A 21,641-nucleotide genomic window follows, 5' to 3' on the forward strand; every position below is an offset into this window, starting at 1 on the left:
GGTCGGCTGAGTCCATGGCTTTCAGATATTCGGTGATATTCAAGTCACCACGTTTTCTTCGTAGGTCTTCTTCACTCCGGGCACACAGAGGCAAGCCGGCACGATCAGCACCGCGATAAGCATCATTGCTACAAATGTTGCGTGCAGCGCATGTTGAAGCGCCAGCCGAAGCTCCTGCTGGTCAATCAACATCTCCGCGCCATTCAACAAGTCGCGAAGCTGGTCTGACGTAATCGCTTCGCCATGATTGGCGTTGGCAAGGCCATAGGTCAGCACCGCACCGAGAATGGCTGCTCCAAGCGTGCTGCCCAAATTGCGCGAGAAGACGTTCGATGCCGTGGCGCTGCCGCGCTCCGACCAACTCACGCTATCCTGTGTCAGGATGAGCGCCCCAATGTTGAGCAGCCCCATGCCAAAACCCATGATCAGAGAACCGGTTCCGGCCAGTGTGGCGGAACTTGACGGGCTCAGCATGACAAGCAGAGAGGTGCCAATCGGAATGCAGATGCTTCCGGCGATCATGATCGGGCGCAATCCGAACCGCGTAAATTGCCGCGATGCAATCGTGGCCCCGCACGGCCAGCCCAGCAGCAACATGGTCAAGGCGAAGCCCGCGACCACAGGAGAACGGTCGAGAACTGTCTGCACATACATCGGCAGGAATGTCGTCAGCCCCATGATCGACATGCTGGCCAGAAAGACCGCCAGATTGGAGAACGCGATAGGACGTTTCAGCCACAGGTCTGGTGCGACCATGGGCTCCTTTGCGCGACGTTCCTGCCAGATGAACGCAATCAGTGAAAGAGCAAAGAGAATGAACGCCAGAATTCCTTCGAGCGAAACTGCACTCTCCATCAGGGTGAGCGCAATCATCAGAGAGGAAATGGAGACGGCGAAAAGTGCCGCACCAAGCACATCGACCGATACCGGCTTTGTCCGCTTCTCCTCATGGAGGAAGAGAAGAAAGCCCGACGCGGCCAGAATGCCGACCGGCACATTGATCCAGAATACCCAGGCCCAGCTCAGATTGTGAATGATTAGGCTGCCCAGTAGCGGACCGACAACGGCTGACAGTGCCCAGACGCTGGCAAGATATCCCTGAACCTTACTGCGCTGCGCTCCAGGGAAAAGATCGGCCACAACGGTCATGGCCGCAGGCTGGATCGCCCCTGCCCCAATGCCCTGCAATAGCCGGAAAACAATCATCGAAGGCATCGACCATGCGAAACCGGCCAGCACAGAAGCCGTCAGGAACAGCGCAATACCAAAAACAAGAACCGGCTTGCGCCCGTAAATGTCGGCCAGTTTGCCAAACACGACGGTCGTTGCTGTCTGTGTCAAAAGAAATGACGAGAAAACCCAGGAATAGAGATTGAGCTGACCCAGCTGCGCCGCGATCTGTGGCATTGCGGTTGACACAATCGTTGCCTCGACGGCGATCATAGCCATGCTTGCCATAATCGCGGCAACAACAAGCCCGCGATGAGAATGTTTTTCTGTCATGGATTGCCTTCAGACCGGAACCGGTCGTCGTTGAGGGAAGCCTCCTCGCCTCCGACGTGTTTCTTAGACCCGCTCGACCACCATCGCAATAGGTTGCCCGTCCCGGCGAGTACACATTGTTGCTACCTCAAGACCATCGGGCTCACTCAATCGACGGAAATGATCTGGCTGCTTGTTTTAGCGCACAACTTATCGGAAAACCGTTTCACGCTTTTCACAAACACCTAACCTCTTGGAGAATGACCATGACAAACAACGCAACGCCCTATTTTCTGGAGGATACGGACGAAAGCGAAATCTCTTCCGATGTCGCAGGCATCGGCAATTTTCTGGTAACGACCCATATCCCTATCCGGGCGGACGGCTCCATGGAAACCGGCGACATAACTGCCCAAAGCGAATGCACACTGAACAGCCTCAAAGCATCGCTCGAAAAGGCAGGCAGCAGTCTGGCGAATGTCATTCATCTGACGATCTATCTGACCGATATCAATGAACGTCCTGCCTTCAACGAAGTTTATCTGCGCTTTTTCAAAAAGCCGTTTCCGGTTCGTTGTGCAGTTGGCGTCGCAGGCCTTGCCACCCCTGAGATGCGGGTCGAAGTAACGGCAATGGCCGTGCGAAATCAATAATTTACGCCACGAGTGATCAGCCGATTGCGTACGCCATCGCGGGGCTTCTCATTCGGGCGGCCCCGGCCCTACATTCGGCTGACCTTATATCCTGCAAGAATTGCATATCATCATACGCTAATTTCATAATCTACTTCTTCGGACTGCCTAGCCGCCACTTCCGGGTTTATGCAATGCTCATGGCATCAGACCTGAGGAGGGGTTCGATAAAATGAAAAAAATCATAACGATAATGGGTATCGCAGGCGCTATTCTGGCGACTGGTTTCTCTGCTTTTGCAGGCGAAACGCTGGATCGCGTCATGGAAAAAAAGGCCATGGTCGTCGCGACCAATGCAGGCTGGCCACCCCAAAGCTTTCTGGATGATTCCAACAAGCTCGTAGGCTTCGACGTGGATGTGGCCAACGAGATTGGCAAACGTCTTGGCGTCACCGTTTCCTTCGAGACGCCGGACTGGGCGACATTGACCGGTGGGCGCTGGCAGGGCCGTTACGACGTTGGCGTTGGGTCGGTGACCCCGACCAAGGCGCGCGCCAAGGTCATCGATTTTGCCGGGGTCTACTATTACAGCCCCTATGTCTATGTCGTGCACAAGGATAGCGAGGCGAAATCGGTCGCCGATCTCAAAGGCAAAGTCATTGGCGTTGAAACGGCCACGACTTCAGAAGATTTCGCCCGTCGGCAGTTGGAAATCGACGCGCCCGGCCTTCCCCCGATCGAGTACAAGCTGGAACCCGGTGAAATTCGCACTTTTGCAGATTCCATGCTGCCATTTGACGATCTGAGGCTTGGAGATGGCGTTCGCATTGATGCGATCATCGCTCCGGAACAGACGGCACAGAACGCCATCAAGAACGGCTATCCCGTCAAGATTCTTGAGGGCGAATATGCCTTCCGCGAGCCGCTCGTCGTCATCGCCGAAAAGAACGACCCGGAATGGACTGCCAAGATTGGCGAAATCATCCAGCAGATGAAGTCTGACGGCACTTTGGCGACGCTCACTGCAAAGTGGTACGGCAAAGACTACAGCGCCGACTGATATTACCCTTACGTCAATGTTGTAATGAGCCATCGTGACGATGGCTCATCCGATATGCTTTTCCTGGTGTTGCGATGACTTATCCGGCCACTTATTACAGCCAAACAAAGGCGGACGATTTCGCGCGTCCAACGCTTGAACGCGAAACAACAGCAGATGTCGCAGTGATTGGCGGCGGGCTTGCAGGCTTGTCGGCCGCATTGCAGATGTCGCGAGCGGGCAAGAAAGTCGTTGTCCTAGAAGCTGAGAGCATCGGTTTCGGTGCATCCGGGCGCAATGGAGGATTTGTCAGTCCTGGCTTTGCATCCGGCGGGGATGACATTGCCGCCCGCGCTGGCAAGACCGTCGCCCGATCACTTCATGAATTGTCGATTGAAGGTGTCGAGTTCGTTCGACAGAACATCGACGCGCTGAAGATTGAAGAAGCACAACTCATTCCTGGCATTCTGAACGTACGCCGGTATGACGACGGTGAGAGTCTGAAACATTATGCCGAGGCGCTTCAGCGCGATTATGGCTACAGAATCGATTTTCACCCAACGGCTGAAACGCGCAATATTCTGAATTCCAAGCGCTATTTCCAATCGGTCTACGATCCCAATGCGTTTCATATCCATCCGCTGAACTATTTACGGGCGCTCGGACGCGAGATCGAGCGGCTCGGCGGGCGGATTTTCGAGCACAGCCGCGTAGTCCAGTTGCTCGACCACAATGATGGCAAGCTTATAAAAACAGCCCGCGGACAAATTAAAGCAGGTGCAGTGCTGATTACCACCGGTGGCTATACCGATGGACTGGTCAGCCAGATCAGGCGAGCCTATCTGCCCATCGCCACCTATGTGATGGTGAGTGAAGAAGCTCCCGAACTGATCGCATCGGCCATCCGCACCACGTCAGCAATTGGTGATAATCGTCGTGCTGGCGACTACTACCGCGTGATCGACGGTGGTCGCAGGCTTTTGTGGGGTGGACGCATCACGACACGAGCAGCCGACACGCCCGGCGTGGTGCGCGAGTTGCGTAACGAAATGGTGGGAACTTATCCTCAGCTTGCTTCACTGAAAACAGAGTTGGCATGGTCGGGCCTGATGTCCTACGCCAGACACCTAATGCCGCAGATCGGTCAGTTGGACCGAGCCACATGGTACTGCACCGCCTTCGGGGGCCATGGGCTGAACACAACTGCCATCGGCGGTAAAGTCGTCGCCGAAGCCATTTGCGGACAAAGTGACCGCTACAAGCTCTTTGAAAAATTCGGGCTGGTCTGGGCCGGAGGCGCTGCGGGTCTTGCAGCTGCTCAGCTAACCTATTGGAAATTGCAGATGCAGGATTGGCTTGCAGAGCGAAAAGCAAGCTGACAGGGGAGAGAACATGCTCGGGAGGTTTTTTCTGACGCGGCCCGAGGCCGCCAAGCGCACTGTCCAGATAGCGTTTTTTGTTATCCTGACAGCGCTCTTCTGTTTCATGAATATCCGGTTTTCCGGCATAACGAACTGGCTTGGCATTGACCCGAAAGTCGCGAAAGCCGGTTTCACCAAAGCGACGCTGATCTCCTCGATACTGCTTAGCGCTATCATCTTCGCCAATTGGAGTTTCCTGAGGCTTTTCCCACGCTGGGCACAGATCACGGCAATATGGCTGGAACTGTTCCTGCTGCTGATGATCTTCTTCTATTCTTTCGATCTCTCATTTGAATTCATCGCAAGAAAGATCGGATTTCTGATCAGCCAGGGTGTCGTCACGACGCTTTATATTTCCGCAGCCTCGATATTCTTCGCAACCATTCTGGCGCTGATTGGTGCGGTGGCCAAACTTTCAAAGAATGGCCTCGTCTACGGTCTGGCGACGTTCTACACCTCGCTCTTCCGCGGCCTGCCATTGCTGATGCAGATCTACATCATCTACCTTGGACTGCCGCAGGTGGGCTATGTCATCGGACCTATCCCTGCCGGCATTCTGGCGCTGTCCTTATGCTACGGCGCCTATATGACCGAGATCTTCCGTGCGGGCATCGAGAGCATTCCGCGTGGGCAACAGGAAGGCGCATATGCGTTGGGCCTTGGGCCTTCGCAGACCATGTGGCTGGTCACCCTTCCCCAAGCAATGCGCATCATCATTCCGCCAACCGGCAACCAGTTCATCGCGATGCTCAAGGACTCGTCGCTGGTCTCCGTCATCGGCGTTTGGGAACTCATGTATCTTGCCCGTACGCAGGGCCAGACCGAGTTCCGGCATATCGAAATGCTCATCACCGCTTCGATGATCTATTGGGCACTGTCCATCGTTCTGGAATATGGACAGGCCAAACTCGAAGCTCGCTTCAAGCGTTCCATTGCGCGTTAAGCGCAATGGAAACCCACTTTTCATGCAGTCGCCCGCAAGGGATGACATTCTGGACAATGACAAGCAGAGCGACCATGGACAAGCGTCACGAAATTCTGTTCGAGCCGATCAAGATTGGCCCCGTCACGACGAAGAACCGCTTCTATCAGGTTCCGCATTGTAGTGGCATGGGACATCGTTATCCCGAGCACGACCTGCGGCTGCGTGAGATGAAGGCAGAGGGTGGCTGGGGTGTCGTTTCCACACAGGAGACCGAAATCCATCCCACGTCCGATATCACGCCATCCAATCAAGGACGCATATGGGACGAGAAGGACGCCGACCGCCTCCGGAAGCTGACCGACGCCGTCCATCAGCATGGCAGTCTCGCCGCAATCCAGCTCGTGCATAACGGTATCCACGTCTCCAACCGTTTGACCAGACTGGCGCCTCTCGGCCCCATGGACATGATTGTCGATGTGGAAGATCCGGTTCAGGCAAGGGCCATGGACAAGGCCGACATCGCCCGGTTCCGCAAATGGCATCGCGATGCCGCACTTCGCGCCAAACGGGCCGGTTTCGATATTATCTATGTCTATGCAGGTCACGACATGACCTTGCTGCAGCATTTTCTGCTGCAACGCTACAATACCCGCACGGATGAATATGGCGGATCGTTCGAAAATCGCTTGCGTTTGTTTCGCGAAGTGCTGGCGGATACGCGCGACGCCGTCGGCGACAAATGTGCGATTGCAGTACGCTTTGCAGTAGAGGAATTTCTGGGAGACCAGGGCATCCAGCACAATGGTGAAGGACGGGATGTCATTGCGGCTCTCGCCGATGAACCTGATCTATGGGACGTAAATCTGTCTGGCTGGTCCAACGACAGCCAGACATCCCGCTTTTCGCAGGAGGGCTTTCAGGAGCCCTATATCTCCTTTGTGAAATCGCTCACCAGCAAACCGGTCGTTGGCGTCGGTCGTTATACCTCGCCGGACACGATGGTACAGGCCATCCGCTCCGGCGTTCTGGACCTCATCGGCGCTGCGCGCCCATCGATTGCCGACCCATTTCTGCCCGAGAAAATTCGGAGCGGTCGCGCCGATGATATTCGTGAATGCATTGGCTGCAATATATGCACGGCCAGCGACAACATCGTTGCGCCATTGCGATGCACACAAAACCCGACAATTGGCGAAGAAGCACGCAAGGGCTGGCACCCAGAGAAAATCGGCAAACTAAGGACAGCAGAGAAAATTCTGGTCGTCGGCGGAGGACCAGCAGGTCTGGAAGCGGCTCGCGCCATGGCTGAGCGCGGCGCAGACGTCATTATTGCTGAAAAGAGCACCCATTGGGGTGGGCGTGTGACGGAGGAGGCAGCCCTACCCGGTCTGGCAAGTTGGGCGCGTGTTCGCGATTGGCGCATGACGCAATTGCAGCGTGCGACCAATGTGGAGATGTATCTCGACAGCCATCTGGATGCCGATGAGATTCTAACCTACGGAATTGCGAACGTGGTGCTGGCCACCGGTGCGCGCTGGCGCACGGATGCGGTCGGCCGCTCCCATAGGCAACCGCTGGGAACACTTGAAGGGCACACACTGAGTGTCAACGCTATCCTGAAAGACAAGATATCCCTCGATGATTGTCGCGGACCTCTGGTGATATTTGATGATGATCGTTACTACCTCGGCTCTGTACTGGCCGAGTTGGCCGTGAGCCGCGGCATTCATACGACATTGGTAACACCAGCGCCGATTGTGGCTCCCTGGAGTGAACACACACTCGAACAGTCGAAGATTCAAACGAGATTGATAGAACTGGGCGTCGGGATAATCCCGCTGCACAAGCTCGCCAAACAAACCGCCGACAGCCTGTCCGTCGCATGTGTCTATTCCGGCAGGGAAACCGAAATTCCGTGTGGCACACTGGTGCCGGTAACCAGCCGCCATCCCGACAAAAGCCTGTCGGCTGCACTGGAAGCGCGCCGAAGTGAATGGGAAGACGCCGGTATAAAATCAGTCACCTCAATTGGTGACTGTCACGCGCCTTCCATCATCGCGGCAGCAGTCTATAGCGGCCATTCTTATGCGCGCAGTTTTGGCGCACCAGCCGAAGAAAATATGGAGGTTTATCGATAGACCCGGATCGCTGAGGCCCGTCCGCATATTATTCAATAAAAATCGGCGCTGGATACCAGCGCCGATCTATTGTCTGGAGTGCGTCCTGACTATCGCCGCCATCTCAGCGACATGCACGATAGGCCCGCGTCGATCCGACCGATTTCCCCGGTCTTCAGGGCAACCACCTTGTAGCCCTTCTTATCAAGCAGATCGATTGTACGGGGGTAATCCGACCCGACAAAGACAACATCGTTGACCCTCAGTGCATTGGCGGCGGCCTCCTCACCTTCCGGCGTCACGATTTCACGCAAGCCTCTGAAAAAGCCCGAACCCGCCAGCCTGTGCGTGGCAAGCACGGTCTCCTCGTCCAGAAGCGAACAGTCGGTCTTGAAATGAAGTACACCCTTCGGCGTCTCGACAATCTCTGCGGCATGACCGAGCGTGGCAAGCGCTGCACAAAGTCCCTCGGCGCCACTTTTGTCTGTACGCGCTGACAGTCCAATCATCACCGCCGTCGGTGTGACCAGAACGTCACCGCCATCGGCAAAGCCCGGTGAAGGAAGCGGCACGACCTTCTCAAAGAGCGAACGCAAAACCGGTTCGATTTCAGCCGTCTCACCCATGCGCGATGGAGCACCGGGACGCAACAGAACAGCGCCTTCGTGAAACACCAGTGCCGGGTCTTCCACGAATATCGAATCCGGAAACTCCTCCATGGGCGGAAGCACCGTTACCTCGACGCCCGCCTGTCGCAAGGCCTGAACATAGGCTTCGTGTTCTTGCTTTACGCCCTCATAGGTCGGGTTGCCCCTGTCATCGGCGCGCAAACCATTGATAACGGATCGTCCCGGTGTCCGGACGATGGCGGAATTGAATTCATAAACGGCGGTCATGGGCTCACTCGGGTTTAAGATAGGCTTCAGCAAGCTCGGTCCAGAAGGCCGCGCCGATGGGGATCAGATCATCATTGAAATCATAAGATGGATGGTGGAGCTGGAAGTCATTTTCTCCCTTGCCGCCACCGAGAAAGAAATAGGTGCCGGGCCGCTCGACAAGCATGTAGGCGAAGTCTTCGCTGCCCATGAACGGGCGCTCCAGTTCTGTCACGTTGGCTGCACCAAACGACTTCACCGCCAGTGCGCGCGCAAAATCTGTTTCAGCGGTATGATTGATCGTCGCGTCATAACTGCGCAGATAGTCCACTTCCGCAATCAGTCCGAAGCTCTCTGCCTGAAGGGCCGCGATACGTTTGATCCGCTCTTCAATCTGGTCGCGAATGACGGGAGAAAAGGTGCGAATACCGACAACGATTTCCGCCGACGACGGGATAATATTGCTTGCCGAACCGCCATGAAAGGCAGCGACAGTCACAACCGCCGGGTCCAGCGCGGGCACATTGCGCGACTTGATGGTCTGCAGCGCCATCACAATTGAAGCGCCTGCCGTTATGGGATCGGCGGTCTTTTCCGGCTCCGATCCGTGACCGCCGTAACCGTTCACCCTGATAAACGCCTCATCGACCGCAGCCATGATCGGCCCATCGCGAAAGGCAAACTTGCCAAGAGGTATCCCCGGATCGTTATGGAGAGCAAACACGGCATCACAGGGAAAACGATCGAACAAGCCTTCTTCGATCATGATCTTCGCACCGCCGAAATTCTCTTCAGCCGGTTGAAAGATCAGATGAATGGTGCCGTCGAAATTGCGACGTTCGGCCAGAGCCTTGGCGGCACCCAGCAACATGGTCGTATGACCGTCATGCCCGCAGGCATGCATTAGCCCCGGCGATTTACTGGAATAGGGTAGATTTGTCTGCTCATGAATGGGTAGCGCATCGATATCAGCACGAATGCCGACCGATTTTCGGCTCGACCCGTTCGTCAACGTGCCAATCACACCGGTTTTTGCAAGCCCGCGTGTAACTTTGTACCCCAAAGCCTCAAGCTCCCGCGCAACAATCTCCGAGGTCCGCTTCTCCTCAAGACCGAGTTCAGGATGGGCATGAAGGTCACGGCGCAGTGCCGTCAGCTCGGGCAGGTTGTTGCGAATAGCAGTCGAAAAATCGCGCATTCAAGCACCTCTTGTCGGAATTCGGTTCTCAAGACGCCGGAAGACCCAGACCAAGCCTGCGGTCAATATCATGTAGATCAACGCCAGCAGCAGAAGCGGCTCATAGGTAAGGTAGGTGTCCTGCCGCACGCGAGAGACGACGCCGTAAACATCGACCACGGTGATTGTTGCTACGAGAGGGGTCGACTTCAATTGCAGAACCGTTTCGCCGTTCAGCGTGGGCAAGGCGCGATGGATGGCACGCGGCAGCCAGATGCGGCGAAACACTTTCCATGGCGACATGCCGAAAGCGCGACCGGCCTGCAACTCGCCGGACGGTACACCAGCGAAAGCGCCGCGCATGACCTCGCCTTCATAGGCGGCGAATGAAATCGTCAGCGCGGCAAGGCCATACGGCCATGCTTCGCGCAGATAAGGCCAGATAAAGGAACTGCGAATGCCGGGAATGGACGGGAACAAAGAACCAAGACCGTAATAGAGCAGCCAGAGCTGCAACAGCAACGGCGTTCCCCGGATGACGGTGCAGAAAGTCTTGGCTGGCCAGCTCAACCACCAAGGCCCCGTCACCTGCAGCAATCCAAGCGGGAGCGCCAGCATGAACCCCAAAATGGCGGACCCGAACAGCATGAACAAGGTGACCAGAATGCCGGACCCCAGACGAGGCAGGTATTGCGGCAGCCAGTCCCAGCGGCCCAATATCACCGCCGAAGCAAACAGCGCGATTGCGATGACGATCAACACAATGCGGTGCGGTTCAAGCCAGATTCTGGTAGACGTTCGGCTTTCATATATGGCGGAGGATGTACTCATCTCAGTCAATCCGTGCAAAACCACGGCGCGCACGCCGCTCAATAATGCCGATAAAGACATTCGAAATCAGCGTGAGGGCAAGGTAAAGCACGCCCGCCGTCATGAAAAACAGCAGATAATGCTTGGTTGTCCCCGCTGCCTGTCTTGTTACAAGCGTCAGTTCGCTGAACCCGACAACCGCCAGAAGGGCAGTGTCTTTGGTTGAGATAAGCCACAGATTGGCCAGGCCCGGTATGGCAAAGGGCAGCATAGCCGGTATCGTGATGCGTCGAAGCATCTTGGATGGAGGCATCCCGAAAGCGCGCGCTGCCTCGATCTGGCCGGGCGCAATCGCTTTGATGGCACCGCGCAGCACTTCCGTCGAGTAAGCGCCCTGCACCACCCCGATAACAAAAATACCAGCAGCGAGCCCACTAATATCCACTTTGCCATAGCCGAACACCGCTAGCATCTGGTTCAGCAGGTCGGTGCCTGCGTAATACAGGATGAGGATCAGCACCAGTTCCGGCACGGCACGCACCACTGTTGTATAGACTTCCAGCAGGTCGCGAATGATCGGTCCGCCATAGAGCTTGCCCAATGCACCGAACATGCCGATCAACAGACCGAGCGAATAGCCGCCAACCGCAATTTGCAGCGTGTGCCAGAAGCCCTGCAGAAGCACGCCTCCCCATCCGGGCGGATTGAGAGCAAGCAGGCTCCAGTTGATCAATGGTGCATCCATGGCCGGTTCCGTTCATGCTTAAATCAAACAGGCCAGCCGACAGAATACCGACTGGCCATCACGTTCACTGGCCGTAAATGTCGAAGTCGAAATATTTTTTCGTAAAGGTGTCGTAGGTCCCGTTGGCACGGATTGCCTTGATTGCAGCGTTCAGCTTGTCTTTGAGTTCCGTATCACCCTTGCGCAATCCGATCCCTACGCCCGGTCCCAGAACCTCAACGTCCTGCGCGACTGTACCCTTTTCCTCACAGCATGCCTTGCCGCTATCTGTAGCAAGGAACGCCCGCAGCGCCAGAGAATCCGCCTGCACGGCGTCAACACGCCCGGCGGTGAGATCGTTGTTGGCTTCGTCCTGCGTCTGATATTCCTTGATCGTTGCACCAGCAGGCGCAAAGTGCTTCATCGCGTAAGCTTGGTGGATGGTCGAGACCTGCACGCCAATGGTCTTGTCCTTCAACCCCTCCGGCGTCGCATCGAATTTGAGATCCTTCGTACCGATCACGATCGTCGGCGTATTATAATATTTGTCCGAAAAATCGATCGTCTTGAGACGTTCAGGCGTCATCGACATCGAGCCGACAATCATGTCTATCTTGCTGGTGGTCAGGGCGGGAATGATGCCATCCCAGGCGACGGGCGTTATCACGCAATCGAGCTTGGCCTCTTTACAGACGGCATCGGCAAAATCGATTTCCCACCCCTGCCACTTCCCTGACGCATCAGGCGATGTAAAGGGTGGATAAGGTTCGGCTGCTATACCGACCTTCACCTGCTCGGCATTTGCCCCGGCAACACCCGCGACAGCGAATGTTACACCGATGCACAGACTAGCAAAAAGACACTTCATTGGTACTCCTCCCATTCCCATTTCAGTGCGTTGAACTGATGAATTTTTTTAACCGCTCGGACTTGGGTGCTCCGAAAACTTCTTCAGGAGACCCCTCCTCCTCGATCCTGCCATCATGCAGAAAGACGATGTGATTGGCGACCTTGCGCGCAAATTTCATCTCGTGCGTTACGAGGATCATCGTGCGTTTTTCCTTGGCCAGATCGCCGATGACAGTGAGAACCTCGCCGACAAGTTCGGGATCAAGTGCCGATGTCGGCTCGTCGAAAAGCATGACCAGAGGTTCTATCGCGAGCGCACGCGCAATCGCTGCACGCTGCTGCTGGCCGCCGGACATAAATGCGGGATAGACATCGCGCTTCTCATACAGTCCGACGCGCTTCAAAAGTATCTCGGCACGATCTATTGCCTCGTTTTTCGGCACACCCAGCACATGCACGGGCGCTTCGATCACGTTCTCCAGAACAGTCATATGCTGCCAGAGATTGAAGCTCTGGAAGACCATTCCAAGCCGTGTGCGAATGCGTTCGATCTGTTTTCGGTCAGTGGGAATCTGGCTACCATTGCCGGTGTTCTTCATGGCAATGGTTTCACCGTGGATAGTGACAGCTCCCGATGTGGGCAGTTCCAGCATGTTGATGCAGCGAAGAAATGTCGATTTTCCGGAGCCCGAGCCGCCGATAATTGCGATAACGTCGCCTTCGCGCGCTTTGAGTGAAACGCCTTTAAGCACCTCGAGATCACCGAAACGCTTGTGAAGGTCGACGACAGAGATCGCCTCTTCGCCCTGGCTCATACGGCACGAACCTCCCTTGGCCCGGCTACCTTTCGGTTCACCGAAAACCATCTGGATATTACTTTATTATCAGCCACTTCGAAGTTCTTGTTCGACTTCTCAATCAGTGGCCAACGGTTCCCTTGACGCTGACTATACACTTGAATAAGTGTTATGCAAGTGCATAGTCACGCATCAAGGGAGGAGAGGATGACCGCATCGTTTCGACGTGCGCCAGACTTCGACCGTCGCACAGACATGATAGAGGCTACGCTCGATTGCATTGCCGATCTCGGGCTTCAGGCGACGACGGTTCGTGCCGTTGCTGCGCGTGCAGGTGTCAGCAACGGCCTTATCCGGCATCACTTCACATCGAAGGCCAATCTCATCGCTGCTGCCTACCGGCGCATGATCGAAATGATGACCGTTCCGGCGCTGAGCATTCTGGAATCGGATGGTGGCACGCCGCACGATCGGCTGACACGGTTTATCGCAGCCAGCCTTGGCGGATCGGTGGCAGACCCGCGCATGCTTTCGCTCTGGGCGACTTTCGTCAGCCAGGTGCATCTCGACCCCGATCTGGAGCACGAACATCGCGAAGGCTATCTCGCCTTCCGCCGGGCCACAGAGACCCTGATTGCGGAGGTCTTGGCAGCGGAAGGCCGGGAGCCAGCGCCGGAGATATGCCGACGTCTTGCCATAGCGGTCAATGCACTGATCGATGGTCTCTGGATTGAAGGCTGTCTCAGCGCAGATGAAATAGACGACACTTTGCAAATTGGCATCGGATTAAGCTCAATTGGCGCCCTTCTTGGCATCGAGCTTCCCGCTGTGCCACCACTTCCGAGAAATTGACATGCATTACGCTTCCATCACCGAAAGACTATCAGGATTAGGGTCGGACAAATGGCGGGTTCATGCGCGTGGCAGGCAATTGCGTGCGCTCGGTCATCCGGTTATCGAATTCACGATTGGCGAACCCGACGTCGCGCCAGACCCCATGCTGCTGGAGGTGTGCAACAATGCCATGCGCGCCGGTCGCACCCGCTATTCAAGCGGCCGCGGCGAACCGGCGGTGCTGGCGGCGCTGGCGGCCAAATACTCAAAGCGCACTGGCCGCACCATCACCACCGATAACGTCCTCTATTTTCCGGGCACACAGACTGCGCTCTATGCTGTCCTGACCGGACTGGTCGAGAGTGGCGACAAGGTTCTCGTTCCCGATCCCTATTATGCGACCTATGAGGGCGTCGTGCGTGCTCCGGGAGCCGAGATCGTACCGGTACCGTTGCGAGCCGAGGATGGCTTTCATCTTCGCGCTGAAATACTCGAAGCCGCTGTTACGCCCGACTGCCGCGCATTGCTCCTCAACAATCCGCATAATCCAACCGGAGCGGTACTCACAAAACCCGAAATTGCTGCCATCAGCGAAGTCTGCCGTAAGCACAATCTCTGGATCATCTGCGATGAGGTCTATGAAGAGCTTACTTTCGGCGCTGCATTTGCCTCACCGCTCGACATCCCTGAAATGGCCGATCGCGCCATCGTGGTCTCGTCCATATCCAAATCTCATGCCGCGCCCGGATTTCGCTCGGGCTGGGCTGTCGGGTCGGAGGAGTTTTGCCAAAGACTGCTGCCCTTTTCAGAATCCATGCTCTTCGGCGGACAGCCTTTCATCGCTGATATGGCGGCCTATGCACTGACACACGATCTGTCGACCTCATCCGTCATGCGCGCGCAATACAAGGCCCGGTCTGAACTGATCGTCGAACGGTTGCGCGGCGTAGCGGGGATCAAGCCGCTAATGCCGGAGGCAGGTATGTTCGTGCTGCTTGATGTCAGTGGCACCGGCCTGAATGGCGAAGAATTCGCCAGCCGCCTGCTCGAAGAGCACTATGTTTCGATGATGCCCGGTACGTCTTTCGGTCAGGTTGCGAAGGATCTGGTGCGCATGAGCGTCACTGTTCCTGAAGACAGGATTATCGAAGCTTGCGACCGCATCGCACGGTTCGCCCGCAGCCTCAATCACAGCGCAGAAAGTCTGGTTTCATGAACAAAACCACGGTCGGGCAAGCGCTGATCCATCTTCTGGAAGTGTACGACGTCGATACCGTATTCGGCATTCCGGGCGTACATACAGCCGAACTTTATCGCGGTTTGGCCGGATCGAATATCCGGCATGTAACTCCGCGGGACGAGCAGGATGCAGGCTTCATGGCGGATGGTTATGCGCGGGTTTCCGGCAAGCCAGGTGTTTGCCTGCTGATTACCGGTCCGGGACTGACCAACGCGATCACGCCAATGGCACAGGCACGGGCAGATTCCATACCGATGCTGGTCATTTCAGGAGTCAATGCGCGCCATACGCTCGGACATTATCGTGGACATCTGCACGAACTGCCCGATCAGTCCGCAACGATGCGAACAATCGCCCTGTCGTCAGAGCGACTGGAACAGCCCGGCGACCTTGTGGAACTGCTCGATCGCGCTTTCGCCCGGATGAAATCAGGACGCCCGGGTCCCGTCCATATCGAAATTCCAACCGACCTCATGGAAGCGCCGTTTGAAGGCGTTCCACTGAAATCTTTGAAAAAGACCGCCGCCGCATTCGATGCCAGTCAAATCAGTGCCGCAGCAGCATTATGCGCGAAAGCCCGCCGTCCTTTGATCCTCGCTGGCGGAGGGGCCAACCGGGCGCGTGATGCAGTTTCAACACTTGCGGAAATGCTCGACGCGCCAGTGGTCACCACAACAAATGCCCGTGGGTTGCTTGGCCGTCATGTCCTTGTAGTTCAGGCAAGTCCGAGCCTGCCACCTATCCGCCAACTGATCGCGCAGGCCGATCTCGTCATCGCTATAGGCACACAGTTCGGGCCGACCGACTACGATATGTATGTGGATGGTGGGTTTGAGCCGCCCGCCAGAATGATCCGCATCGATATTGATCCCAATGCTGCTGCCACCAGCTATCCAGCCACGATCACCCTGATAGGCGATGCGGATCAGATAACGACAGAGTTGGCCTGGTCCCTCCGTCATCTGCCCCATGTTGAGCGCGACGACGGGAAGGAACGCGCATCTGTCGCAACTGATGCTGCCTACCGTTGCCTTTCGCCCAAAATGCAAGCGATGATCGAAGTTCTGGACACCATTCGGGACACCCTCCCCGGCGGCACGATTGTCGGAGATTCCACTCAGCTTGCTTATGCTGGCAATCTGTTCTTCGAATCCGATGTCGCGCGGAGCTGGTTCAATGCTTCAACCGGCTATGGTGCCTTGGGATTTGGCCCTCCAGCCGCAGTCGGCGCTAGCGTTGCGCAAAGCGGCACGCCGGTCGTCTGCCTGGTGGGCGATGGCGGCTTCCAGTTTTGTCTCGGCACCCTTGGCACTGCCGTGGATGAGAAAACGCCGGTGATTTTCGTGGTTTGGAATAATCAGGGTTATCAGGAAATCGAAGATTACATGCTTTCTCGGGGCATCGAACCGGTTGGCGTGCGTCCGACTGCGCCCGACTTCGTCAAGCTCGCACAGGCCTATGGCATACCCGGCGAACATATTCGGCTGACAAATGGTGAAAATCAGGATGCGCTTCATCCAGGAGCACTCGATCTTGTGCTGCTTGCCGAAGCGCTGCGTCGTGCTCGGACGGTTGAAGGACCCGCACTTATAGAAATAACGACGCCATAGGCAGAGAGAGCCTGGCATGGCGAATGGGAGGATCGCAATGCATTTCGGACTGACTGAAGAACAGGAAATGATCGTCGCGACAGTTCGAAGCTTTGTCGAGAACGAGATTTATCCGCATGAAACGACCGTCGAACGGCTCGGCCATGTGCCACACGAGATCGGCGAGGAAATCAAGCGCAAGACAATCGAACTTGGCTTTTACGCCAGTAATTTTCCCGAATCCGCTGGTGGCCCGGGTCTGTCCCATCTTGAATTCGCGCTGGTAGAGCGAGAACTCGGGCGCGGATCGATGGCGCTCACGCATTTCTTCGGTCGTCCGCAAAACATTCTCATGGCCTGTCAGGGCGAACAGATCGAGCGATACCTCCTGCCAGCCGTGCGCGGCGAAAGGATGGATGCGCTCGCCATGACCGAGCCGGATGCTGGCTCAGATATTCGCGGAATGAAAGCCAATGCGCGCCGCGACGGTGGAGACTGGGTGCTGAACGGCACCAAGCATTTCATCTCTGGCGCGGAACACGCCGATTTCGTCATTGTCTTCATGGCGACCGGTGAAGAACAATCTTCCGCCGGAACAAAGAAGAAAATCACGACCTTTCTGGTGGATCGCGGCACGCCGGGCTTCACGATCCGCGATGGATATCGATCCGTCAGCCATCGCGGTTACAAGAATATGATCCTCGAATTCGATGATTGTCGCATTCCGGATGCTCAGGTCCTCGGAGAGGTGGACGGGGGCTTTGCTGTTATGAATGAATGGCTATACGCCACCCGCATCACGGTAGCGACGATGGCGGTTGGCCGTGCGCGCCGCGTATTCGACATGATGGTGGACTATGCCGCACAGCGTAAGCAATTTGGTCAGCCCATTGGCCGCTTCCAGGGTATCGGATTCCAGCTCGCCGATTCCGTCACCGAAATCGATGCCGCTGACTGGTTGACGCTGGCAGCCGCCTGGCGTCTCGATCAGGGCTTACCTGCAAACCGCGAAATTGCGTCTGCTAAGGTCTATGCGTCAGAGATGCTGGCTCGCGTCACTGATCGCGCTATTCAGGTTCACGGCGGCATGGGGCTGATGGACGATCTGCCGTTGGAACGATTCTGGCGCGACGCGCGTGTCGAGCGAATTTGGGATGGCACGAGCGAGATCCAGCGCCACATCATTGCCCGCGATCTCCTCCGTCCGCTTGGAGCTTGACCGTGAACAAAAAGAACCTGTCTCGTGTTCTACGTCCTCGTTCAATCGCGATCTTTGGTGGAGGATGGTCTACGGCAGTGCTCAGGCAATGCCGTAAAATGGGCTTTGAAGGCGCGCTTTGGCCAGTCCACCCCACCCGCGATACCATTGACGATATTCCTTGCTATCGATCCGTCGCAGACCTTCCTGGCGCGCCTGATGTCAGTTTCATCGGCGTCAACCGCGACGGAACGATCGACATTGTTCGCGAACTGTCAGTCCGTGGAAGTGGCGGTGCAGTGTGCTTCGCATCAGGTTTCAATGAAGTATCCGATGGTGCCGAGCGCAACCGGGCTTTGCTGGCGGCAGCTGGTGATATGCCGATCCTTGGCCCCAATTGCTATGGCTTCATCAATTATCTCGACGGCGCTCTGCTCTGGCCCGACCAGCATGGCGGCAAGAGGGTGGAAAGCGGGGCTGCCATTGTCGTGCAGTCTTCCAATATCGCCATCAATCTCACCATGCAGCGGCGTGGCCTGCCCATCGCCTATGTGCTGACTGCTGGAAATCAGGCGCAAACCGGTCTCTCCGAATTGGCTGAAGCCGCCCTCGATGATCCACGCGTTACCGTTCTTGGCCTGCACATTGAAGGCTTCGATAACATCGCGCGGCTGGAACGTGTATTCGCCAAGGCGCGCGAGATGAGAAAACCCGTCGTCGCGATCAAGGTCGGAACCTCCGCTGCAGCACAGGCGATGACCCTTTCGCACACCGCCTCGCTGGCCGGAGCCGACACGCTCGCGGACGCATTTTTCGCTCGATGCAGCGTCGTTCGCACACGGACGCTCGACGAATTCGTCGAAACCTTGAAGCTGCTTCATGTGCTTGGTCCTTCGCCTGACAAAAGCCTCGGTTCAATGAGTTGTTCCGGCGGCGAAGCATCGCTCGTTGGCGACCTTGCAAGCGCTGCCGGTCTTGACCTGCGGCCGCTTGCATCTGACGAAATGGAAAAGCTCCGTGCCACCTTGCCGGAAATGGTCACCATCTCGAACCCTCTCGACTATCACACCTTTACATGGGGTAACGGGTCATCGCTTACGTCAACCTATCGCGCCATGCTGGATGGGAATTTCGGACTGACCATATTGGTGCTCGACTTTCCTCGCAGCGATCGGTGTGTCGATAACGGTTGCGAAATATCACTTGAGGCAGCGATAGAAGCGCACAAAGCAGGCGGTGGGCGTTTTGCACTGGTCGCCAGCCTGCCCGAAAACATGACTGAACCCCATGCCGAGCGTCTATTGGCTTCCGGCATAGCGCCAATGATGGGTCTTGCTACGGCATTGATCGCAGCTGCTAACGCTGCATGGATTGGCGAGATGTGGTCGCGTCCGCAAACTTCAGCACTGACTGCACAAGCGCAGGTGTTAGAATCTGCCGCCACAGCAATGGACGAATGGACGTCCAAGTCGATCTTGCGTGAAATCGGTATTGTTACCCCACAGGGCGGCATTGCATCCAGCGTTGACGACGCCGTCACGCTTGCCGAAAAGCTGGGCTATCCTGTCGTCCTGAAGGGCGTCGGAGATAAGCTGCTCCACAAGACAGAAATGGCCGCGGTTCACCTCAACTTGGCCGATGCCGAAGCCGTGCGCGGTGCCGCGCATTCGCTTACTCACCTTGAATGCGATTTTCTTGTCGAGAAGATGGTTCAGGACGGCGTAGCTGAACTGATTGTAGGCATCGCTCGCGATCCGCAATTCGGTCTGTATCTAACCGTTGGCGCAGGCGGTGTGATGGTCGAACTATGGAACGATACGCGAGCGCTTCTTCTGCCCGCAAGCCGTGATGACATTCGAACCGCGTTTCTCTCGCTACGCTCTGCACCTCTCCTGACCGGCTTTCGCGGCAGGCAGGAAGCAGACATCGAATCTGCCGTGGAAGCCGCGTGGCGCATTAGCAATTACGCACTCACGCAGGCAGGAACCCTCGAAGAGCTCGACATCAATCCGCTCATCGTCACAGCTGATAATGCCGTCGCCGTCGACGCCCTAATACACAACAGGAGAGCATGATGAGTGAAGAGGTCAAAGTTGTCCGCAACGGTCAGATTTTGGAGATCACGCTCGACCGACCCAAGGCTAATGCGATAGATCAACCGACCAGTCGAATGCTTGGTGATGCCTTCGCCATCTTTCGCGACGACCCGGACCTGCGCGTTGCGATTTTCACGGGTGGTGGTGAAAAGTTTTTTTCCGCTGGATGGGATTTAAACGAAGCCGCGACCACCGGCGGAGACGGTTATATTGCCGACTATGGCCAGGGTGGCATCTATGGCTTTTCAGAACTGCCCGGATTGGAAAAGCCGGTCATCTGTGCGGTCAATGGTTACGCCATTGGCGCTGGCTTCGAAATACTTCTGACCGCCGACTTCATTATTGCAGCCGACCATGCCCAATTCTGGTTACCCGAGACATCGCTCGGCGTCCTGCCGGATATCGGCTCATTTGTTCTCCCCAAACTTCTACCCAAGGTCATCGCAAACGAAGTGCTTTACGGTGGGCGTCGTTTCAACGCGCAGGACTGTCTCCGCTGGGGTCTGGTCAATGATGTGGTGCCACAGGCCGAGTTGTTGAATACGGCCAGAACACTCGCGGCACGTATCCTGCGTTCTGCACCGCTTTCGGTTGCGGCAGCCAAGCAGACGACACGCATGGCCGAGCATATGAGCCTGGCCGGGAGCTATGCCGCTATGCGAGCCGGTACTTTTCCACTGTTCAAATTGCTGATCGAAAGCGAAGACGCGCTGGAAGGACCGCGCGCAGCAGTCGAAAAACGCGATCCCGTATGGAAAGGCCGATAAAGTGAACACTCATGCCGAAGCCGCCATAACAACCCGCCGGGAAGGCGCTATTCTGGAAGTTACACTGGATCGCCCCAAGGCCAACGCCATCGATCTTCCAACCTCGCGCATCATGGGACAAACCTTTGCAGCCTTTCGCGACGATCCCGAACTGCGCGTAGCCATTCTCAAGACAGCAGGCGACCGGTTCTTTTCCGCAGGTTGGGATTTGAAAGCCGCGGCCGACGGTGCCCCCATCGACGGCGACTACGGGATTGGTGGTTTTGGTGGCATCCAGGAATTGCGGGACCTGAACAAACCTGTCATCGCCTGTGTCAGCGGCATGGCCGCTGGCGGTGGTTTTGAACTGGCACTGTCTTGCGATCTGATCTACGCCTCGGACCACTCGTCTTTTTCCCTGCCAGAAATCCGTTCGGGAACCATTGCCGATGCCGCAAGCATCCGGCTCCCGAAACGCATCCCATATCACATCGCCATGGAACTGTTATTAACAGGTCGCTGGATCGACGCCCAGGAAGCCCATCGCTGGGGTTTCGTCAATGAAGTCCTGTCTAAAGAAAAGCTTGAGGAACGCGTGTGGGAAATTGCCCGCTTGCTCGCCTCCGGACCGCCCTTGGTTTATGCCGCGATCAAGGAGACAGTTCGTCGCGCTGAAAGCGAAGACTTCCAAACCATGATGAATCTCATTATGCGACGCAAACTGGCTACGGTCGATATTCTCTATGAATCCGAAGATAATCTGGAAGGCGCCAAAGCTTTCGCTGAGAAGCGTGATCCTGTTTGGAAAGGGAAGTAACAGCAGGCATTTCCATCGTCAGCGTGGGACACGGAGCTGAATGAGCTCATTGGCCCATCCACCTAGGCAACGCATCAACCCAGCACGAAGTCTTTGTTAATTGCAGCGCGGCCATTCGAGGCTGCCTCGAACGCCAGAATCCCCTTTTAAACGCCAAAACCCCGCAGTTTTTCTACGGGGTTTGAATGTTTGGTTGCGGGGGCAGGATTTGAACCTGCGGCCTTCAGGTTATGAGCCTGACGAGCTACCGGGCTGCTCCACCCCGCGTTATGG

19 protein-coding genes and 1 tRNA gene are annotated in these 21,641 nt (G+C 56.3%); 12 read left to right on the forward strand and 8 right to left on the reverse strand.

What is annotated here, in order from left to right; genetic code table 11:
* Positions 1-39 precede the first annotated feature (39 nt).
* On the reverse strand, positions 40-1,503 hold the full coding sequence (locus tag F9K94_RS18885) for an MDR family MFS transporter (protein ID WP_061347725.1): 1,464 nt from the start codon (positions 1,501-1,503) through the stop codon (positions 40-42).
* 245 nt (positions 1,504-1,748) lie between these two features.
* On the opposite strand from F9K94_RS18885, the gene F9K94_RS18890 reads away from it, so the two are divergent.
* The 5 genes from F9K94_RS18890 (at position 1,749) to F9K94_RS18910 (ending at position 7,637) form a co-directional block, all read left to right on the forward strand.
* On the forward strand, positions 1,749-2,135 hold the full coding sequence (locus F9K94_RS18890; protein ID WP_061347724.1) for a RidA family protein: 387 nt from the start codon (positions 1,749-1,751) through the stop codon (positions 2,133-2,135).
* Positions 2,136-2,346: 211 nt separating this feature from the next.
* Complete coding sequence (locus F9K94_RS18895; RefSeq protein ID WP_407922052.1) at positions 2,347-3,174, forward strand: transporter substrate-binding domain-containing protein; 828 nt, start codon at positions 2,347-2,349, stop codon at positions 3,172-3,174.
* Positions 3,175-3,248: 74 nt separating this feature from the next.
* Positions 3,249-4,532, forward strand: a complete 1,284-nt coding sequence (locus tag F9K94_RS18900; RefSeq protein WP_151647643.1) for an NAD(P)/FAD-dependent oxidoreductase — start codon at positions 3,249-3,251, stop codon at positions 4,530-4,532.
* 13 nt (positions 4,533-4,545) lie between these two features.
* On the forward strand, positions 4,546-5,517 hold the full coding sequence (locus F9K94_RS18905; protein ID WP_071634157.1) for an amino acid ABC transporter permease: 972 nt from the start codon (positions 4,546-4,548) through the stop codon (positions 5,515-5,517).
* Positions 5,518-5,591: 74 nt separating this feature from the next.
* The gene (locus F9K94_RS18910; protein WP_235920649.1) at positions 5,592-7,637 is read left to right on the forward strand and encodes an oxidoreductase; all 2,046 of its coding nucleotides are present in this window, start codon (positions 5,592-5,594) and stop codon (positions 7,635-7,637) included.
* 89 nt (positions 7,638-7,726) lie between these two features.
* Here the strand turns inward: F9K94_RS18910 and F9K94_RS18915 are convergent, their stop codons facing one another.
* The 6 genes from F9K94_RS18915 to F9K94_RS18940 form a co-directional block, all read right to left on the reverse strand.
* Positions 7,727-8,512 carry a dimethylarginine dimethylaminohydrolase family protein gene (locus F9K94_RS18915; RefSeq protein WP_151647647.1) on the reverse strand — a complete coding sequence of 262 codons (786 nt, stop codon included), beginning with the start codon at positions 8,510-8,512 and terminating at the stop codon, positions 7,727-7,729.
* 4 nt (positions 8,513-8,516) lie between these two features.
* Entirely contained in the window at positions 8,517-9,689 is a 1,173-nt protein-coding gene (locus F9K94_RS18920) for a M20 aminoacylase family protein (RefSeq protein WP_151647649.1), read from the reverse strand.
* Positions 9,690-10,499: an ABC transporter permease gene (locus F9K94_RS18925; RefSeq protein ID WP_151647651.1), complete on the reverse strand. Its 810-nt coding sequence runs from the start codon at positions 10,497-10,499 to the stop codon at positions 9,690-9,692.
* A gap of 1 nt (position 10,500) precedes the next feature.
* Positions 10,501-11,223, reverse strand: a complete 723-nt coding sequence (locus F9K94_RS18930) for an ABC transporter permease (protein WP_151647653.1) — start codon at positions 11,221-11,223, stop codon at positions 10,501-10,503.
* Positions 11,224-11,287: 64 nt separating this feature from the next.
* Positions 11,288-12,070, reverse strand: coding sequence for a transporter substrate-binding domain-containing protein (locus F9K94_RS18935; RefSeq protein ID WP_061347715.1), 783 nt, complete (start codon positions 12,068-12,070; stop codon positions 11,288-11,290).
* A gap of 22 nt (positions 12,071-12,092) precedes the next feature.
* Positions 12,093-12,866, reverse strand: a complete 774-nt coding sequence (locus tag F9K94_RS18940; protein ID WP_061347714.1) for an ABC transporter ATP-binding protein — start codon at positions 12,864-12,866, stop codon at positions 12,093-12,095.
* Positions 12,867-13,055: 189 nt separating this feature from the next.
* Between F9K94_RS18940 and F9K94_RS18945 the strand changes: the two genes are divergently transcribed.
* The 7 genes from F9K94_RS18945 to F9K94_RS18975 are packed head-to-tail and all read left to right on the forward strand — an operon-like array spanning position 13,056 to position 21,368.
* Positions 13,056-13,700 (forward strand): TetR family transcriptional regulator C-terminal domain-containing protein, encoded by a 645-nt coding sequence (locus tag F9K94_RS18945; protein WP_151647655.1) that lies wholly within the window; start codon positions 13,056-13,058, stop codon positions 13,698-13,700.
* Position 13,701: 1 nt separating this feature from the next.
* Positions 13,702-14,898, forward strand: a complete 1,197-nt coding sequence (locus F9K94_RS18950) for a pyridoxal phosphate-dependent aminotransferase (RefSeq protein WP_151647657.1) — start codon at positions 13,702-13,704, stop codon at positions 14,896-14,898.
* On the forward strand, positions 14,895-16,532 hold the full coding sequence (locus F9K94_RS18955; RefSeq protein ID WP_151647660.1) for a 5-guanidino-2-oxopentanoate decarboxylase: 1,638 nt from the start codon (positions 14,895-14,897) through the stop codon (positions 16,530-16,532). Before F9K94_RS18950 ends, F9K94_RS18955 begins: the two co-directional genes overlap by 4 nt.
* 37 nt (positions 16,533-16,569) lie before the next feature.
* Positions 16,570-17,730: an acyl-CoA dehydrogenase family protein gene (locus F9K94_RS18960; protein ID WP_151647662.1), complete on the forward strand. Its 1,161-nt coding sequence runs from the start codon at positions 16,570-16,572 to the stop codon at positions 17,728-17,730.
* A gap of 2 nt (positions 17,731-17,732) precedes the next feature.
* A complete protein-coding gene (locus F9K94_RS18965; protein WP_192799530.1) occupies positions 17,733-19,784 on the forward strand; it encodes an acetate--CoA ligase family protein in 2,052 nt (683 codons plus the stop codon).
* The gene (locus F9K94_RS18970; RefSeq protein ID WP_151647666.1) at positions 19,784-20,572 is read left to right on the forward strand and encodes an enoyl-CoA hydratase-related protein; all 789 of its coding nucleotides are present in this window, start codon (positions 19,784-19,786) and stop codon (positions 20,570-20,572) included. Before F9K94_RS18965 ends, F9K94_RS18970 begins: the two co-directional genes overlap by 1 nt.
* Position 20,573: 1 nt before the next feature.
* Positions 20,574-21,368: a carnitinyl-CoA dehydratase gene (locus tag F9K94_RS18975; RefSeq protein ID WP_192799531.1), complete on the forward strand. Its 795-nt coding sequence runs from the start codon at positions 20,574-20,576 to the stop codon at positions 21,366-21,368.
* Positions 21,369-21,558: 190 nt separating this feature from the next.
* Here the strand turns inward: F9K94_RS18975 and F9K94_RS18980 are convergent.
* Positions 21,559-21,635: transfer RNA gene (locus tag F9K94_RS18980), tRNA-Met, on the reverse strand.
* Between the last annotated feature and the right edge of the window lie 6 nt (positions 21,636-21,641).

This window comes from Brucella tritici, from assembly GCF_008932285.1.
In the GTDB taxonomy this organism is placed as follows: Bacteria; Pseudomonadota; Alphaproteobacteria; order Rhizobiales; family Rhizobiaceae; genus Brucella; species Brucella tritici.

Bases quoted from the DNA above. Each gene is read 5' to 3' on its own strand.
- F9K94_RS18890 (WP_061347724.1), top strand. From the start codon at position 1,749: ATGACAAACAACGCAACGCCCTATTTTCTGGAGGATACGGACGAAAGC.
- F9K94_RS18960 (WP_151647662.1), top strand. From the start codon at position 16,570: ATGCATTTCGGACTGACTGAAGAACAGGAAATGATCGTCGCGACAGTT.
- F9K94_RS18900 (WP_151647643.1), top strand. From the start codon at position 3,249: ATGACTTATCCGGCCACTTATTACAGCCAAACAAAGGCGGACGATTTC.
- F9K94_RS18905 (WP_071634157.1), top strand. From the start codon at position 4,546: ATGCTCGGGAGGTTTTTTCTGACGCGGCCCGAGGCCGCCAAGCGCACT.
- F9K94_RS18970 (WP_151647666.1), top strand. From the start codon at position 19,784: ATGAGTGAAGAGGTCAAAGTTGTCCGCAACGGTCAGATTTTGGAGATC.
- F9K94_RS18920 (WP_151647649.1), bottom strand. From the start codon at position 9,689: ATGCGCGATTTTTCGACTGCTATTCGCAACAACCTGCCCGAGCTGACG.
- F9K94_RS18945 (WP_151647655.1), top strand. From the start codon at position 13,056: ATGACCGCATCGTTTCGACGTGCGCCAGACTTCGACCGTCGCACAGAC.
- F9K94_RS18915 (WP_151647647.1), bottom strand. From the start codon at position 8,512: ATGACCGCCGTTTATGAATTCAATTCCGCCATCGTCCGGACACCGGGA.
- F9K94_RS18940 (WP_061347714.1), bottom strand. From the start codon at position 12,866: ATGAGCCAGGGCGAAGAGGCGATCTCTGTCGTCGACCTTCACAAGCGT.
- F9K94_RS18955 (WP_151647660.1), top strand. From the start codon at position 14,895: ATGAACAAAACCACGGTCGGGCAAGCGCTGATCCATCTTCTGGAAGTG.
- F9K94_RS18950 (WP_151647657.1), top strand. From the start codon at position 13,702: ATGCATTACGCTTCCATCACCGAAAGACTATCAGGATTAGGGTCGGAC.
- F9K94_RS18895 (WP_407922052.1), top strand. From the start codon at position 2,347: ATGAAAAAAATCATAACGATAATGGGTATCGCAGGCGCTATTCTGGCG.
- F9K94_RS18935 (WP_061347715.1), bottom strand. From the start codon at position 12,070: ATGAAGTGTCTTTTTGCTAGTCTGTGCATCGGTGTAACATTCGCTGTC.
- F9K94_RS18925 (WP_151647651.1), bottom strand. From the start codon at position 10,499: ATGAGTACATCCTCCGCCATATATGAAAGCCGAACGTCTACCAGAATC.
- F9K94_RS18910 (WP_235920649.1), top strand. From the start codon at position 5,592: ATGGACAAGCGTCACGAAATTCTGTTCGAGCCGATCAAGATTGGCCCC.
- F9K94_RS18930 (WP_151647653.1), bottom strand. From the start codon at position 11,223: ATGGATGCACCATTGATCAACTGGAGCCTGCTTGCTCTCAATCCGCCC.
- F9K94_RS18885 (WP_061347725.1), bottom strand. From the start codon at position 1,503: ATGACAGAAAAACATTCTCATCGCGGGCTTGTTGTTGCCGCGATTATG.